The organism is Rhodococcus sp. T9N (assembly GCF_024436645.1).
GTDB lineage: Bacteria > Actinomycetota > Actinomycetes > Mycobacteriales > Mycobacteriaceae > Rhodococcus_F > Rhodococcus_F qingshengii.
The window spans coordinates 1-16,811 of the sequence record NZ_JAMSKS010000040.1 but is presented as its reverse complement, the minus strand read 5'-3'; the positions used below and the strand labels follow the sequence as shown (position 1 = coordinate 16,811).

Annotated in this window: 15 protein-coding genes and 1 pseudogene; 10 read left to right on the top strand and 6 right to left on the bottom strand. The window is 60.5% G+C overall.

Annotated features, from left to right (window positions below; genetic code table 11):
* Positions 1-102 precede the first annotated feature (102 nt).
* Positions 103-300, bottom strand: a pseudogene (locus M1L53_RS32325) (HNH endonuclease); the annotation flags it as partial.
* A gap of 158 nt (positions 301-458) precedes the next feature.
* On the opposite strand from M1L53_RS32325, the gene M1L53_RS32320 reads away from it, so the two are divergent.
* Positions 459-2,114: an MFS transporter gene (locus tag M1L53_RS32320; protein WP_054186592.1), complete on the top strand. Its 1,656-nt coding sequence runs from the start codon at positions 459-461 to the stop codon at positions 2,112-2,114.
* 274 nt (positions 2,115-2,388) lie between these two features.
* Here M1L53_RS32320 and M1L53_RS32315 read toward each other — a convergent pair whose 3' ends face one another.
* The 3 genes from M1L53_RS32315 to M1L53_RS32305 all read right to left on the bottom strand — a co-directional run bounded on the left by M1L53_RS32315 (position 2,389) and on the right by M1L53_RS32305 (position 5,404).
* Positions 2,389-2,589 (bottom strand): hypothetical protein, encoded by a 201-nt coding sequence (locus tag M1L53_RS32315; protein ID WP_054186594.1) that lies wholly within the window; start codon positions 2,587-2,589, stop codon positions 2,389-2,391.
* 817 nt (positions 2,590-3,406) lie between these two features.
* Positions 3,407-4,753, bottom strand: coding sequence for a wax ester/triacylglycerol synthase domain-containing protein (locus M1L53_RS32310; protein ID WP_232318949.1), 1,347 nt, complete (start codon positions 4,751-4,753; stop codon positions 3,407-3,409).
* A 72-nt stretch (positions 4,754-4,825) separates the two neighbouring features.
* Positions 4,826-5,404, bottom strand: coding sequence for an HPP family protein (locus tag M1L53_RS32305; protein WP_054186596.1), 579 nt, complete (start codon positions 5,402-5,404; stop codon positions 4,826-4,828).
* A gap of 240 nt (positions 5,405-5,644) precedes the next feature.
* On the opposite strand from M1L53_RS32305, the gene ppsA reads away from it, so the two are divergent.
* Positions 5,645-7,954 carry a phosphoenolpyruvate synthase gene (gene ppsA, locus M1L53_RS32300; protein ID WP_054186598.1) on the top strand — a complete coding sequence of 770 codons (2,310 nt, stop codon included), beginning with the start codon at positions 5,645-5,647 and terminating at the stop codon, positions 7,952-7,954.
* Positions 7,955-7,964: 10 nt separating this feature from the next.
* Here the strand turns inward: ppsA and M1L53_RS32295 are convergent, their stop codons facing one another.
* Together M1L53_RS32295 and M1L53_RS32290 are read right to left on the bottom strand one after the other, a co-directional pair.
* Complete coding sequence (locus tag M1L53_RS32295; RefSeq protein WP_054186599.1) at positions 7,965-8,933, bottom strand: 1-phosphofructokinase family hexose kinase; 969 nt, start codon at positions 8,931-8,933, stop codon at positions 7,965-7,967.
* Positions 8,920-9,309: a GNAT family N-acetyltransferase gene (locus M1L53_RS32290; protein ID WP_231915776.1), complete on the bottom strand. Its 390-nt coding sequence runs from the start codon at positions 9,307-9,309 to the stop codon at positions 8,920-8,922. Before M1L53_RS32290 ends, M1L53_RS32295 begins: the two co-directional genes overlap by 14 nt.
* Before the next feature lie 281 nt (positions 9,310-9,590).
* On the opposite strand from M1L53_RS32290, the gene M1L53_RS32285 reads away from it, so the two are divergent.
* From M1L53_RS32285 to M1L53_RS32250, 8 genes are all read left to right on the top strand, one after another.
* On the top strand, positions 9,591-10,748 hold the full coding sequence (locus M1L53_RS32285; protein WP_054186601.1) for a 4Fe-4S dicluster domain-containing protein: 1,158 nt from the start codon (positions 9,591-9,593) through the stop codon (positions 10,746-10,748).
* Positions 10,745-11,209, top strand: a complete 465-nt coding sequence (locus tag M1L53_RS32280) for a Crp/Fnr family transcriptional regulator (RefSeq protein WP_054186602.1) — start codon at positions 10,745-10,747, stop codon at positions 11,207-11,209. Before M1L53_RS32285 ends, M1L53_RS32280 begins: the two co-directional genes overlap by 4 nt.
* Positions 11,199-12,023: an FAD/NAD(P)-binding protein gene (locus tag M1L53_RS32275; RefSeq protein ID WP_054186603.1), complete on the top strand. Its 825-nt coding sequence runs from the start codon at positions 11,199-11,201 to the stop codon at positions 12,021-12,023. The genes M1L53_RS32280 and M1L53_RS32275 overlap by 11 nt, the downstream gene beginning before the upstream one ends.
* Positions 12,023-12,790, top strand: a complete 768-nt coding sequence (locus M1L53_RS32270; protein WP_054186604.1) for an oxidoreductase — start codon at positions 12,023-12,025, stop codon at positions 12,788-12,790. The genes M1L53_RS32275 and M1L53_RS32270 overlap by 1 nt, the downstream gene beginning before the upstream one ends.
* Entirely contained in the window at positions 12,780-14,084 is a 1,305-nt protein-coding gene (locus M1L53_RS32265) for a Ni/Fe hydrogenase subunit alpha (protein ID WP_054186605.1), read from the top strand. Before M1L53_RS32270 ends, M1L53_RS32265 begins: the two co-directional genes overlap by 11 nt.
* On the top strand, positions 14,081-14,578 hold the full coding sequence (locus M1L53_RS32260; protein ID WP_020907965.1) for a hydrogenase maturation protease: 498 nt from the start codon (positions 14,081-14,083) through the stop codon (positions 14,576-14,578). Before M1L53_RS32265 ends, M1L53_RS32260 begins: the two co-directional genes overlap by 4 nt.
* Before the next feature lie 220 nt (positions 14,579-14,798).
* On the top strand, positions 14,799-15,077 hold the full coding sequence (locus tag M1L53_RS32255) for a DUF1876 domain-containing protein (protein WP_020907966.1): 279 nt from the start codon (positions 14,799-14,801) through the stop codon (positions 15,075-15,077).
* A gap of 57 nt (positions 15,078-15,134) precedes the next feature.
* Positions 15,135-16,505, top strand: coding sequence for a wax ester/triacylglycerol synthase family O-acyltransferase (locus tag M1L53_RS32250; protein ID WP_054186606.1), 1,371 nt, complete (start codon positions 15,135-15,137; stop codon positions 16,503-16,505).
* Positions 16,506-16,811 lie beyond the last annotated feature (306 nt).

The window sequence follows — 16,811 nt, the reverse complement described above, 5'->3', positions numbered from 1 at the left end:
AGCGAAACGGAGGTCGCCTGAAACACCCTCATCCACAGGTCTTGACAATATCTCACACGAAAATGCCAGCGTATGCTCCGGGGCATTATTCCGACGGCTTTCACACCCCGGAAACGCACACCCACCATCATGCACCGCCAACGCCCGCCGCTGCGGAACCGTCGCCGTTCTCACTTCCCTACCGCACTCGAGCCGAACACCATTCTCGTCCAACAAGATCCGAGGACCGTGCAATCGCACGCCAACATCCGTGTCGCCACTGATCGGCCCCACCCAATCCGTCCACGCGAACCCCAGTTCCCAATTCGTCGAACCATGCAACCACTGCGCGATCGCCGCGCACAGGTGGATTATGGAATGCTGGCGCCGAATTCGGTCCGACGTCAACCTCGACTGCTGGAGCACTGTACAACTTTCGATTGATGCGCTCCGTCCACGGTGAACCGTAGTGTGACCCCGTGACGGAAAACGCATCGGCCTCAGCGCTCTCTCCTGCCCCACGCATATCCAAGTGGTGGAGCCTCGTCGTACTCGCGCTGGGCCTGGCGATGATCGTCATGGACGGCACTATTGTGGCCGTCGCCCTCCCGACAATCATCGACGACCTGCACCTGAACATTACTGACGCACAGTGGGTGAACTCGCTCTACGCGATCGTGTTCGCCGCGCTATTGCTGACCACTGGCAACCTCGGCGATCGCCTGGGCCGGCGCAATATTTTCCTCGTCGGCATCGCTCTGTTCCTCGCCGGCAGCCTCTGGGCGGCCAAGTCCGGGAGCGCCGAGATGCTCATCTCCGCGCGTGCACTGCAGGGCGTTGGTGGCGCGTGCATCCTCCCGTCCACACTTTCGACAGTCAACGCGACCTTCCGCGGAAAGGATCGGGCCGCCGCATTCGGTGTCTGGGGGGCGGTCATGGCCGGCGCCGCCGCACTCGGCCCGCTGCTCGGCGGCTGGCTTACCAGCTCGTTCAGCTGGCAGTGGATCTTCTACGTCAACATCCCCATCGGCCTTGTATTGATAGTCGCAGCGCTGGTTGTGATCCCCGAGACCCGCTCCGGCGACTCCCGCCCCGGCTTCGACGTGGATGGGCTATTGCTCAGTGCGATCGGCTTCGGTGCACTCGTCTTCGCGATCATCGAGGGCAGCACCCTCGGCTGGTGGAAGCCACTCAAAGACTTGAGCCTCTTCGGTATGACGTGGTCTGCGGACATGCCCCTCTCGATCGTGCCGATCCTGCTACTCCTGGCTGCCGTAGTGTTGACGCTGTTCGTGTTCTGGGAACGCCACCGTGCCAGAGTCAATCGGTCCGCACTTCTAGATCTGCACATGTTCTACACCCCCACCTTCAGCTGGGGGAACATCGCCGCGATGATGATCGCGGTCGGCGAGTTCGGCTTGATCTTCGCGCTGCCACTGTTCCTGATCAATGCCATCGGCCTGAGCACCCTCGGCGCCGGCTTCGTACTGGCAACGATGGCAGCCGGCGCCTTTCTCTCCGGCACCATGGCCCGTCACCTGGCGGCTGCGATCGGTGCAGCCGGCACAGTCGTTGTCGGCGTCGTCCTCGAGATCATCGGCGTGTTGGCACTCGTACTCGTCATCAGCTCGGACGTCTCCCCTGTCACGGTCGGTGCAGTGCTCGTGATCTACGGTGTCGGCCTCGGCCTGGCGTCCGCGCAACTTACCAGCACCGTGTTGTCCGATATACCGGTAGACCTGTCCGGGCAGGGCTCCGCCACGCAGAGCACCGTTCGACAGATCGGCTCGGCGCTCGGCTCCGCAGTCGTCGGCGCGGTCCTGTCGATCGGACTGGCCCACTACCTCGGCAGTATCCAGGGTTCCGCGGAGAACTTCACCGACGCCACCCGAGAATCCGCGGGCGGCGCGATCGCCGGCCTACGCGCGAGTCACGGCCCCGACGAGGTCATCCATCAGTTGTCCGAGGCCTTCGCCTCAGCCACTCAATGGGCGATGGTCGCAGCGATCGCATTCCTCGCCCTCGGCCTAGCGGCGTCTCTGCGGGTACTGCGGGTCACACGCCAGGAGAGCTCGACAGATGACTCGACGGGCGAAGACGAGCTGCTAACCGATCCCACCTGTACCGACGTCTGACCGCATCTCCTGGAATCAAAGGTCCACGGGGTGCTCGACATTGACGCGCAGCACTCGCGGAAACGAGCCGGTGCCCCGTCCGGCCGACGGTTGCACGAGGTCGCTGATTCGAGACGGCATCGCGTTTCGGGGATTAGTGTTGATACGAAATCTTTCGATGTCGACAAGCCTGCCACCATCTGATTCGACGCGCACTCGCACAGAGCACCAGTGGCTCGAACGCGGAACATCATCGATGCAATCGCACGGAGTCGGGTCAGGTGAGCTGATGACGTCAATGACCGGTCGACATACCACCCACCGGGGGATGAGTCTGGGCTGCGCCGTTCGCTTCGAGGTTGTCGAAACCCAGATCTTGCAGGTAGCGGGCTACGGAGTCGAGTCGCCGGGTTCGGTCCGGATGGATGCTATGTACGGCGATGTTCAGCGCCAACCTGAGGCAGGTCAGCATCAATCGCCGCAGATTGACTTCCACTCGCCGGCTCAGTTGCCTTCGGGGCCGCACTTGCATGTTCGGGTCTGGTGTTCAGTGTCCTGGCCGCTGTGTCGGCCTAAGTCAGTGCGAGTGCGCTCCCGTGGTTCTGCCCTTGGTTTGGGCCATTCGAATCCAGCCTTACGTCGACGAATGCTGGGGGTACTCGCACCGAGCGTCTTCGCGGCAGCAACGCCTACCTGATCGACGTACGCTTTGCTGCCTCGACGGAACGTGGGCACTGGCCTGATCACGCAACGTGAAAGAGCAACTCTGGCATCGCCAAGTCTCAGCGGCACTTTCGTGTTTGCATGGCGAATGCAGCGCGGAACACTTCCAACGTGAATCATGGGACTGGGACTCTGGGGCCTACAGATCGAAGCGCCACACAAAGCGTCAATGGACAGGTAGAGAACAGTCGGACTATCCGAGACCTCATCGTGCGCGTGGGCGCGTCCTCTTCGTTCGAGAAGCCCTTCATCGGTTACGCATTCGTCTTTTGCTGGGCATTGCGCCGCGGCACATTCGGTGTTCGCGTCGATGCGGCTGTACACCGCGGAAATGCGCAGCGCGTTGAACCGGTTATCGCTGGGGGTGTCGGCCGAATCCGGTGGGAGTGAGTCACATCGCCTATGGCTCGATCGGTTCCACAATTGCCCCTCCCTCACCGGAATCGCTGCTGGAGTGACTTTCGGAATGACAGTCGGAGATGTAGTCGGCACCGCACCTGGCGACGTCGGCGCCACCTCTGTCAAGTTACCGGCACGTTCAACTGCCTGAGCCGATGCTCGATCTCGAACCATTACACACGCCCAAGCTGTCAGTACGACGTTGTCACGGTGGCGTCTGTGTGCCGAGACCCAAGTGCCAGCACGGCTCTAAACCCTTCGGCGACGGCTGTCATCAATGCGGGTTGGTCCGGAACTGCTCTCACGTCGACGTTGATCCCGACACACATGTGCGAGTCGTAAGACATCAAAGTCGCGTTGAAAGCCGATCCGAGGGTAGGACTGAATGCGAATTGGCGAATTATCCGCGCACCGGCGAGGTACAACGGTGTCGAAGAACCAACGACGTTGGATGCAACAAAATCCATGTGCTTGAGCATGTCGCATGTGACCGCGACCGGCAGCAAGTTCAGCATTCTGGCCAAGTGAGGAGATAGCGGAATCGCCGGCTCGTTCCGCCAACTTTCTACGATGGCGTGAACACGACGGATCAATTTCTCCGGATCTGCAATATCGACCGGAAGAGCAAACCTTGCAAGCGTGATTCGGTTGCCTCCCAGCGGATCACGACTGTCACGCAGACTGATCGGCAACGTCACCATCAGTTGATTCGGTACGTCACCGTGGCCTCTGTGGTAGCCGGCCATGCCCAGTAGAAGTGCAGACAAGAACGCGTCGTTTACCGAGCATTGTGTGCCCGCCGCTGCAGTGGTCAGTGCCGCCACCGGAAATTCGATCACACCGAAACCGCGGCGCGTACTCCGAGCAGTCATCACTGGCGACATCGTTCTGGTCGCCGGTCGCGTCATACGCGCCGTCGATCCGAAGATTCGTACGACGTCGTGCATCGTAGCGGCGGGATGGCGCACTGCGTGCGCGGCACTTCGGGCCACCGCTTCGGTCATCGCCGCACGTGAGTCTCCTGGTGTGGAACGAACAACAGGTGGCCTGAATTCGTGGCCGTCCTGACTTGATCCGCCAGTCCGCGTGTCATCGGTAATTTCGCGTGTCAGTTGCATACCCCCGACCCCGTCGGTCAAGGAATGATGAACTTTGACTACCAGCGCTGTTGCACCGCCGCCTAGCCCATCGAGCACGGTGAGCTCCCATAACGGACGATCCTTGTCGAAGGCTGCCATCCCGCTCATGCGGGCAAAATCCAGGACGCCTTTCCACCCACCTGGTGGTGGCACGGAAGACCTTCGAAGGTGCCAACTCAGGTCGAAGTCCGCGTCATCCACCCAACGTGGTGGACTCCACGGAAATTGTCGCGCAACCGCTTTACACCTGAAGATCGGAACTACATCGATGGCGTGGTTCATCGCGGCGGTCAATCGTTCGTGATCCGGGAGCCTGTCCAGCACGATGATCGAGACGATTGTCGAGCGGAGGACCGGATCGGCCTCCATCCGCCAAGACATCAGGTCGGTCTGCGTCATCGATCGCTCGTTTGCGCCGCTCATGGCCACTCGATTCACTCGTCGGCGTAATCCTTCAAGGATTGGCGATTCTCAAGGCCTCAATCGAACCTCGTCAACGCCTGGAACGGTCGAAGCAAGTGCAGTCACGACACCTCGCTCGGGATCATCGTCGGAAATCCCACTGACTGTCAGCATTCCGTCGACATAACCCACTGCCCATCGGTCGGGCCCGCCATAGACGTCAAGTCGATGGCGCACTTCGTCAGCGATCCGATCGGGGTCCAGGGCCAGCAGTCCGATCAAATCCTGGCGGGTCACCACTCCGATTACGTCCCTCTCACGAACGATCGGAACCGCGCGCAGCCCAGAACGCAGCATCTCGGATGCGATGTCATTGACCACGACATCTTCGGTCATTGCCACCACGGGTTGTGTCATCACGTCAGCGACGGATTGTTCGGTCGACTCGGTCGCGTGTTCCTGTGACAGTCGTTCGAACCCACTTCTGAGAAGATCGCCTTCGGACACGATCCCGACCAGTCGCTTCTGCTCGTCGACTACTGGGAGTGCCGAAAAACCTGACCGCGCAATCTCTCGTAGACAGTCACCTACACTTCGCGCCTGATCGATTGTCGTCACAGGGCTACTCATGATGTCTCGTGCACGCATGACAATTCTCCTCTGGTTATCCCGCTGGACGTCCGATCTCGCGAACGCAGGAATGCGACGAACCGATGTCCCCAGCGTGACAAACATCGACCGTGAACCGGAAGTGTCTTCGGCATCCTGCGCACTGGAAATCGGCCCCGAGCGGAGTGACTTCCGCCTCTGTAGACCTGATGCGGGAAAGGGTTTGCTGAACACTGTCGCTCGCTAACCCACGCGCATAGCACTCGGACGGGAGAGCTCATGAAAGCGAGTTCCATAGATGCCAGACGCCGGTGGGTAGTACCGATCGACGCCGTCGGACCCGAAGACGCACCGACCGTCGGCGGCAAAGCCGCGAATCTCGGCGAACTGAGGCGATCGAACTTTCCGGTTCCGCCGGGGTTCGTAATCACCACCTGCGGCTATCTCGACGCCATGGAAGCTTCCGGGTTGAGAGACGACCTGAAATCAGGGGAACTACCGTCTACCCGCAGCGCCGAGGAGGCAGTCACAGCATCACTCGTGCCCAAAGCACTGCAAGAGCAGATCATCGACGCCTATCGCGCGCTGGGGCCTTCAGGTACGCGAGTAGCGGTCCGTTCGTCCGCTCCCGCAGAAGACGCGTCCGATACCTCGTACGCGGGCATTCACGAAAGTTTCACAAATGTCGCCGGTGACGAAGGCTTGATCGATGCCGTACGGCAGTGTTGGGCATCGTTATGGTCGGATCGAGCATTGTCGTACCGCAATCTCCAAGGCGTTGCGGACGAGCCGTCGCTGGCAGTTGTCGTCCAACTGATGGTCGACTCGGACCAATCGGGAGTCGTATTCACTGCCGACCCGCGCACCGGTGCGCGGGACCGCATGGTCATCGAAGCTGCCACCGGATTGGGGGAAGTCGTAGTGGGTGGACAAGTGGAACCAGACACTTACGTAGTGTCGAAACCTGACTTCGACATCATCGATGTGCATATCGGTTCACAGGCATTCGCGATCTCGCTGTCCGAAGAGACTGAAAAGGCGTCGGAAATACCTCTCTCACAACGCGAACACCAGATCCTTACCGACGACCAGATCCACCAGCTCGCAGCATTGGCCGCAGCCGTGGAAGAACATTACCGGCGACCACAAGACCTCGAATTCGCCTACAGCGGAGGACAACTGTGGCTGGTCCAGACACGCCCGATCACCACCCTTTCCGAGCAACCGGAAGCACTGGCCGAGGCCCAACACGACGTCGGCGAAAAAGCACGTGTCCTCGCCCAGGGATTGGGCGCCGGGCCGGGAACTGCTACCGGACGCGTCCGAGTCCTGCGTTCAGTGGCCGACGGTCGTGATTTGGTCGACGGCGAAATACTGGTGGCCCCGATGACGCGACCGGACTGGTTACCGGTTCTCCGACGAGCCGCCGCCATCGTCACCGACGGCGGTGGCATTACCTGCCACGCAGCTATCGTGGGCCGCGAACTCGGCCGACCGGTTGTCGTCGGAACACGCACGGCAACAAAGGATCTTGCAGACGGGACTTTGATCACAGTCGACGGAACTGCAGGAACGGTCATTGCTGCAGATTCCGCAACCGCCGACTCCTCGAAAAATGCGACCACCACCATGCCGAGGACAATGCCGACACCCCGTTCGACAACCGCGACATCCGTCTACGTGAACCTGGCGACTCCCGAAGCTGCAGAACGGACAGCCGACACAGACGTCGACGGAGTAGGACTCTTGCGAGCTGAATTCCTGATCATGGACGCTCTTGAAGGGCTGCATCCCCACACGATGATCGCCCGAGGTCTCCACGGAGAGTACGTGGCCAAAATGTCCTCTGCCCTGTCACGTATTGCCGCCGCTTTCGGAGCCCGACCGGTCATCTACCGCGCAATAGACCTCCGCACCAACGAGTTTGCACATCTCGAAGGTGGTGACATCGAACACCACGAAGACAATCCCATGATCGGCTACCGAGGCTGTTTTCGCTACGTGCGGGAACCGGAATTGTTCGCGCTCGATCTCGATGTCATCGCCGAAACGCGAAAGAACTATCCGAACGTGCACTTGATGATTCCCTTCGTTCGCACCGAATGGGAGCTCGCGCGCTGTTTGGCACAATTGGATGCCCACCCGCTCGGGGCGGACCACCGGATGCTTCGATGGGTGATGGCTGAGATACCCTCGGTTGCCCACTGGATTCCCAGGTACGCGGCAATGGGCATCGACGGAGTGTCGATCGGCACCAACGATCTCACTCAACTGGTGCTCGGAGTCGACCGGGATTCGGAGATTTGCCAAGAACTCTTCGACACCATGGATCCTGCCGTCCTCGAAACCATCGACACCATCATCGAGCGTGCCACCCTCGCGGGCATGACGACCTCACTGTGCGGACAGGCAGTGTCAACCAACCCAACTCTGGCCGAACACCTCGTGAGGCAAGGCATCACGTCGGTTTCCGTGACCCCGGACGCAGTTGACACCGCTCGCCATGCAATCGCGGTCGCTGAACGACGAATCATCCTCGCCCGAGCTCGTTCGAGCGGACGCCGACATCCGAGTCGATGGCTTGACTGAGCATCGGCACCTAGTCGGATCGGACCACTCCCCGATCAGCCCGTGCCCGAATCCGTTCGTAGAAGACCTCCACGTCGGCTGGTAAACACGGTGCCGTCCCTGGGGTCTTCAACATCGCAGCCCCGGCTGCAACACCGAACCGAACCGCATCCATCAGCGAACGCTGATGGATGAGCGAATACACCATCCCCGCAACCATGCTGTCCCCCGCGCCCACACCACTGATCGATACGACGTCCACCGACGGCACACACTCACACATGTCGGCAGTCACCAGCAAGGCTCCAGCGGCTCCAAGCGAAACGACCACCACCTCCGCAACCTTCTGCGCAACAATAGTTCTCGCCGCGTCGACTTGCTCCACCCGAGTCTCGAGGGGGCGGTCGACCCATTCACGAAGCTCGCGGATACTCGGCTTGACAAGAAAGACACCACTGTTCAATGCGCGCAATGCAGCGCCAGAGGTGTCGACAACCAGCCGCGCCCCGGTTCCCTCCAGGTAATCGACCAACCGCTGAACAAAACCTGCACCCACCCCCGGTGGCAAACTGCCGCTCACGACAACATATCCGGAATCGACGGCGAACTCACGCACTCGCACGAGACACGATTCCACCTCTGCAACGGTGAGAATCGGTCCAGGCAACACAAAACGATACTGCTCACCTGTCGACTCGTCATCCACGGTGAAACTCTCGCGAGTCGATCCTGAGACGGGCTCGGCCCAATACCGTACTTGTTCACCGATCAGAAGGTCCTCGACTGCCAGGCCGCAATGACCTCCCGAGGGAAACACTGCCATCACGTCGCCGCCGAGCACCCGGAGCACTCGCGCGACGTTCAATCCGCCGCCGCCGGGATCACGACGAGGTGCCGCACAACGCACCTTGTCTGTCGTGTGGACGGTACGCGCGCTGGTCGCTATGTCGAGTGCCGGGTTCATCGTCACCGTCACGACGCGAGAGTCACTCTGCTCCATGTAGTTTCACTTCCAGATGCAGCGTTGATCCATCACGACGAAGCGAATTCGCCCAACCACGGTCACGAATGACCTGCAGCATCGGTGCGTTCGCACCCAAAATTTCGGCCACCATACGCCGTGCCCCATGCAGGTAGGCTTCATCCTCGAGCCGCTTCAAAATCGAAGTCCCGATTCCGTGCAGCCGGTCGCCTTGCGCAACCACGAGGGCGAACTCCACCGTAGTCGGCGAAACCCTTTCCAACGCAACATAGCTTCCGACCCCCACCAATTCTTCGCCGATGAAGGCACCCAGAGCGCATCGCCGATCGTTGCACTCGCACAGTTGATCGGAAAAGGTGGTGAGTTGCTTCGGCTGCGGTCCGAACCACCGCATGTACGAATGATGTTGGTCAAGATGCTCATGGAACCGTTGAACAGCAACCGCGTCGGATGGTCCGAGACACCGGAGAGTTGCAGTGCCGATTCCGCTGCCAGTGGCGGCCATCGATCATCACCTGATTCGGCTGGGGATACTTTCCGATTGAACCGTGCCGTTGCCTTCAGTGGGCAGAGCCTTTTGTCATCGAATACCGTCCTTCGCCCCTACCCGCGCCGGCAGCCCATGCGCGAAGCTCAAACGTGGAGGAATACCGATGACGCCCGCAAGGAGGATCCATGACTGATACGGGATCTCCCACCGACCTGACCAGCGAACAATTCGTCATCGACCGAGACGGACTTGACGAGCTGATCACGGTGTTGATCAGCGAAGGTTACCGCGTCATCGGGCCGACTGTCCGCGACAGCGCTATTGTCCTCGACACTCTCGACTCCGGTGATCAATTGCCGACGGGATGGGGTGTCGATACCGCCCCTGGCCTGTATCGTCTACGGAGGAGAGCAGATTGTGCCGTCTTCGGTCACTCCGCCGGCCCGCAATCGTGGAAGCAGTACCTGCACCCGTCGCGGCAACAACTCTGGAGCCAATCCACGGACGATACATTCCACGCACCGCCGACCGAACCGGTCCGATACGCATTTCTCGGCGTACGTGCGTGCGACCTGGCAGCGATCGGCATACTCCAGACAGTGCTCTCTGCTGGCGGAAAGGCGGCAACAAATCTATTCGAGGGTCTTTTCGTGATCGCAGCCAACTGCACGGAACCCGGCGGCGTGTGTTTCTGTGCGTCGATGAACACCGGCCCGAAGGCCAAAACCGGCTACGACCTGTGTCTGACCGAAAGGATCGACAACGACGGCCACCGATTCGTCACCGGGGTCGGCACCACGGAAGGATCACGGATACTCACGCTGGTCCGCGGTAGGCAGGCAACCGACGAAGAAACGACCGAGGCCGCAGGCGCTGTCGCCGACGCAGCAGATCACATGGGTCGGCAAATGCCAGACGTCGATCTTCGCGGCATGCTCCGCGACGCACGGGACGCCGATGTCTGGACGGACGTCGCGTCACGATGCTTGACGTGCGGAAACTGCACGATGGTGTGCCCGACGTGCTTCTGCACTACCACCGAGGACGTCTCCGATCTTGCGGGCGACAATGTCGAGCGATGGCAGCACTGGTCGTCATGTTTCGACCTGGACTACTCACAACTGCACGGTGGCGCAGTACGTGTCAGTGGTGAGAGCCGGTACCGACAGTGGATTTCTCACAAGTTGGGCACCTGGCACGACCAATTCGGTTCGTCCGGGTGCGTCGGTTGCGGCCGATGCATCGACTGGTGTCCAGTGGGAATCGACATCACGGCGGAAGCGGCACGCCTAACCGGCGCTTTGACTGAGGAACCCGACAGCGATACCGGTTGTCCCTCATGAACGATCACGCCTGCGAGCAGCGCCCAAGAGAAATCGAAGGTCTGGCCGACGATCAACGGTCTGAACTTGCTGCCTTCTCACGCGAGGTTCAGCTCGCGCCCGGGACCGTGGTGTTCCACGAAGGCGACTCCGCTGACAGATGTTGGTTTCTTCGGACCGGCCGGATTACGCTCACCACCAGAATTCCCGGACGTGGCGAGGAAACTGTCGAAACACTTTCTGCCGGTGAAATCTTGGGTGTGTCCTGGTTCCGCCCACCTCGACAGTGGCAATGGACAGCGACCGCGGTCACTCACGTGACAGCAGTCGAAGTCGACGCCACCATGTTGCAATCTGTCGCCGAGAGCGATCCGGATCTCGGACGGGCGATCTACTCGATACTGGCGGACACACTACTCCACCGATTGCAGGCAACACGCGCGCGCCTGCTCGATCTCTATGCACGCGAACATGTTCGGTGAACAACTCGTCCCGACGCCGTGCAAGGTTGTTGCCCGCCGGGACGAGAACAGCGATACCTCGACCCTGACCCTGGCCGCGCCCTCGCAGTCGTTCCCCGGGTTCCGCCCCGGCCAATTCATGATGGTCTACGCACGGGGGGTGGGCGAGATTCCGCTGTCGATCAGTGGGGACCCAGCTCACGCCGATCACACAGTGGTTCATACTGTTCGGGCTGTCGGTGCCGTCAGCCGCGCGCTGCACGAAGCCTCCATCGGTGACATCGTAGGTGTCCGGGGACCTTTCGGAACGGGATGGGATCTGGATTCCGCCAAAGACGATCTGATCGTCGTTGCAGGAGGCGTCGGGTTGGCGGCGGTACGTTCTGCAGTCTTGGAGGCACAGGCCTGCGGTCGATTTCGTCGAGTTGTCCTCAGCGTCGGTGCTCGCCGACCATCCGATCTCCTGTACCGCCCAGATCTCGACACATGGAGCCGGGGAGACCTGGTCGACCTCGAGCTGTCCGTGGACGTGGCAGAACCTGACTGGCAGGGTCATGTCGGATTTGTCACGCAGTCCCTGAACCGCCTCGTTCTCGAGCCCGGTCGCACGACGGTACTGCTGTGCGGCCCCGAACCGATGATGCGGATGTCGGCTCGGACCATGATCGGCCAAGGCGTTGAGCGCGAGAATATTCGAGTATCACTGGAACGGAACATGCAGTGCGGGACCGGAGTGTGCGGGCACTGTCAACTCGGCGAACTCCTCCTCTGTCGTGACGGTCCGGTAGTCGACTACCACGCGGCCGAGCCACTTCTCGCAGTGAAGGAGCTGTGATGCCCTCACCCACCATGGCGGTATGGAAATTCGCATCCTGCGACGGATGCCAACTGACTCTGCTCGATTGCGAGGACGAACTACTCACTTTGGCCGACGCCGTTCACATCTCACATTTCCTCGAGATGTCGAGCGAGGTGGAAAGCGGTCCATACGATCTCTCACTGGTCGAAGGCTCCATTACCACCGCTGCCGACATCGAACGTATTCATGCCATCCGCGAGAATTCCCGGCATCTGGTGACGATCGGCGCCTGCGCCACTTCTGGTGGGATACAGGCTCTCCGGAACTTTGCGGACATCGCCGAGTTCATGTCCGTGGTCTACGCGAGCGGCGAGTACATCGACACTCTCGCGACGTCCACACCGATCGCAGACCATGTCCCGGTCGATTTCGAACTACGCGGCTGCCCCATCGATCGACGGCAGCTCCTCGAGGTGATCTCGTCGTATCTGACCGGGCGGAAGCCGAACATCCCGGACACCAGTGTCTGCGCCGAATGCAAACGACGTGGCCTCACCTGCGTCATGGTCGCCGACAGCACACCGTGTCTGGGACCCGTGACCCATTCCGGCTGCGGCGCGCTGTGTCCGGCACAGTCGAGGGGTTGCTATGGATGTTTCGGTCCATCAACCCACCCGAACTTGATTGCAATGGCGGGGTGGCTGCGCACCCGCGGGATGACCGGCGAGAGTATCGAGCGCGTCTTCTCGACATTCAACGTTGCCTCCCCCGAGTTCGACGGGATCAGGCGAGATGGACAGTGAAACGAACACGGATACCACCCGACTGACGCTCGGTTCCCTCGCCCGTGTCGAAGGGGAAGGCCGCCTGGCGTTCACGGTCCGACACGGCCGGGTTGAAGCCGCAGAGTTGAACATCTACGAACCCCCTCGATTCTTCGAGTCATTTCTCCGGGGCCGCGATTTCCGCGAGCCTCCCGACATCACGTCCAGGATTTGCGGAATCTGCCCTGTCGCTTACCAAGTCAGCGCCTGCAACGCGATCGAGCAAGCATGCGGTGCGCACCTCACCCAACCGATTCTCGATCTGCGACGACTTCTGTATTGCGGCGAGTGGATCGCCAGTCACACACTGCATATCTACTTGCTGCACGCCCCTGATTTCCTGGGCGCGTCCGACGCGATCGAACTTGCCCGTATCGCGCGTCCCGACGTCGAACGTGGGCTTACGTTGAAAAAGGCGGGGAACGCGATTCTCGACATGATCGGTGGCCGATCGATTCATCCGGTCAACGTACGCCTCGGCGGGTTCTACCGAACGCCGACGCCCAGTGAACTCGCGCCCCTCGCCGAACAATTACGCTGGGCACTCGACGATGCTCTCGCGACCGTGCAGTGGGTATCACACTTCGAGATCCCAGATGCCGAGGTGGATACCGAACTACTCGCACTGGCTCAGCCAGGCCGCTACGCGATCGAAGACGGCGTGTTGACAACCACATCCGGATCATCGTTCGCGCCGGAGGAATTCTGCGATCACGTCGCGGAACGGCAAGTTCCGCATTCGACCGCGCTGCACGCGCACCTCGACGGCCAGGCGTATCTCACCGGACCGCTGGCTCGATACAGCCTCCACTCCACCGAACTCTCGGAGACCGCTCGTCAAGCGGCCACCGAGGCCGGCTTGGGAACAGTGTGTCGCAACCCGTTTCACAGCATTGTGGTCCGCGCCGTCGAGACAGTGTTCGCCGTGGACGAGGCACTCCGCCTGATAAGTGAGTATCACCGCCCGGAATCGCCGTACGTCGACGTGTCACCCCACGCCGCAACCGGGTACGGCGTCAGTGAAGCCCCCAGAGGCGTGCTGTACCACCTCTACCAACTCGATTCCGAGGGCCGAATCCTGCGGGCCACAATCATTCCGCCCACCTCGCAGAACCAGGCAGCAATCGAGAACGACCTCCGCAACACCCTCGCCGCGAACCTCACGCTGACAGACGCCGAACTGACCGAACTGTGTGAACGGACCATCCGAAACTACGATCCCTGCATCTCGTGTGCCACTCATTTCCTCGACGTGACAATCAACCGCAAATGACTGTCACAGTGGTCGGAGCCGGCAACGAATTCCGCCGAGACGACGGCGTAGGACCTGTGGTGGCGCGAACGATACAAAGCGAGCACCGAGCCGGCGTGAACGTGGTCATCGACAACGGTAGTGAACCTTCAAGGCTGCTCGAAGCATCGACAAGGTCGGATCTGGTGATCATCGTCGACGCTTCAGTCTGTGCTCCGTCTTCCGGCAGCAAGGCGCAACCTGCCGGAACAATTCGTCGGATCACGGATTGGTCGAGAGAGCACTCCGGAATACTCGCCAGCTCACACGGACTGGGCATCCTAGAGGCGCTGGCCTTGGCTGCCGCGCTCGGCCGAGAACCCCACCGCGTGGTGATCTACACGATCGAAGCACACGACACCGGCTACGGCATCGGACTTTCACCCTCCGTTGCAGCTTCTGTCTCTGCGGTACTGTCTCTGATCGCAGCCGAAATCTCCGACGTGCAATCTCGGGATCTACCTCCTGGATGGTAGCGACCAGGTTAACGGAGGCGTGGTTGTGACCTTTGCCATCGATTGGCGTCGTTCGCCTCTACTCGGCCGATCTTCACCGGACGAAGCTGAAACCACACCGGCTTCGAAATGGCCTTGAGGATTGCACATCAAGCGACAGTGATGCGTGAACGGAACATGACAAGTACACCACCACAGCCGAATTGACACCCAGGAACCTCGACAGAGGAGGAATCTGATCGTGAACGAGAAGCATTGGACAGTCGACATAACCATCGACGAGCACACCGCCGAAGAAGGCAACCGGACTCGGGCCATCGCACGCCTTCGCTCGAGGGACGATACCCACATCGTCGGATCCGGTTTCGCTCGGTGTAACCCATCGGATCACGATGTGCCCGAGATCGGTGACGAGCTCGCGGTCGCGCGTGCTCTTTCCCATTTGGCCCGTCAACTGATCGAGGCGACCGCTGCAGACCTCGAAAGTGTCACGCACGAACCCGCCCACCTGAACGCCTAGCGACATCTCGGGAAGATGTCGAAATCGTAGAAATCGTTGTCGACCAAGGAGATAGCGATGTCGGACAAACTGACTCCCCTCGATGCAGCCTTCCTCGAGGTCGAGGACTCCGATCGACACGCGAATCTCTCCATAGGCGCGGTTGTAGTCGCCGAAGGACCCACACCCACCGACGACGACTTGATCGAGAGACTAAGCACCCGAATTCGATCCCTCCCCCATGCTGCGGATAGGATTCACGCCATCCCGCTCGATCTTGCTGCACCTACGTGGGTCCCTGATCCGAATTTCGATCCAGCTCGCCACTTCACACGGATCGGAGTGCCGAGTCCAGGGCGAATGCACGACTTGACGGACACCGTCGCGTGGATCATGTCCGAACGACTCGATCGCGATCGTCCACTGTGGCAATGCTGGTTGATCGAGGGCCTCGAGGACGGCCGCTGGGCAATCCTGGTCAAGGCCCACCACTCTCTCATGGACGGTGTTACCGGGGCCCGATTGTTCGACGTATTGTTCGACGAACCTCTCACCTCCGGACCGCCAACGGACGAGGAAGTACCGAAAGAACCAGAGTCGCTGTGCGGCAAAATGATCGGACTCTACTGCTCGACACTCCGGGCGCCGCAACGGTTGGCTCGCCGGTCCGTCCGGATCGCGGAGGGTACTGCCCAGTTGGCAGGCGATCTGCTGATCCCGAGCGCGAACGGTTCCCTCAACGGGCCGATCGGACATCAACGGCGATACGGGACAGCACAGGTGCGAATGCACGATGTAAGAACTATCTGTTCCGCCTTCGATGTCACCGTGAACGACGTTGCGCTCGCGTGTGTGACCAGTTCGCTGCGCTCACTTCTCCTTCACCGCAAAGAAGACGTCAGCCGACATGCCGTGAGGACACTCGTCCCGGTTTCTGTTCGGGCATCGAACACCGCCACGTCGTTCCACAACCAGGTCTCGCTCATGCTTCCCTTCCTTCCCGTCGATATCGTAGATCCACTAGACCGCTTGCAGACGATCCACCGCAGACTCTCCCGGCACAAGAACGGCGGTGAATCAGGCAGTGGACAAACGATCACGGCAGCTGCTCAGTACGCACCATTCATGTCCTCCGCCTGGTTCATTCGTCTCGCGATGCGCTTTCCTCAGCGAAGTATCGTCACCGTAGTCACGGACATTCCGGGTCCGACCGAAAAGGGCCGACTGCTAGGGCGTGAAATCATCGGTATCTATCCGTACGTACCGATTGCAGTGCGGTTGCGACTCGGATTCGCAATCCTCAGCTACCACGATCAACTCGCATTCGGAATCACGGCTGACTACGATTCGGTCTCCGAAGTCCAACTTCTCTCATCGTCGATGGAACAGGAAGTCGACTCCCTACTGCGTTCCACGCGGAGCCCCTCGCCCGCCGGCGGATTTCACTGATTCGGTCCCGAATTCGATTCATCCGGTCCACAGTCACGCAGTGGCAGGGTCCATCCGTGACGCCCGGCGTGTGCACCACAATCGATCGCCGGCTCGTTTCGTCCTTCAGTGAGCAACGCTTCCAGGGGCGAAATCTACAATCTCGATGACTAGGTCAGTCGGACAGTCGCGCCCGGCCGGAGTTGTACCACTCGACCACGGCATTCGATCTCGATCGGCGGCTGGTTGCCGACCCCGGCACTGACTTGCACTGTCAATGGCCACGAAGTTCTCCCCGTAGGCGGCCAGTAGTTCTCCCCGCTGGTG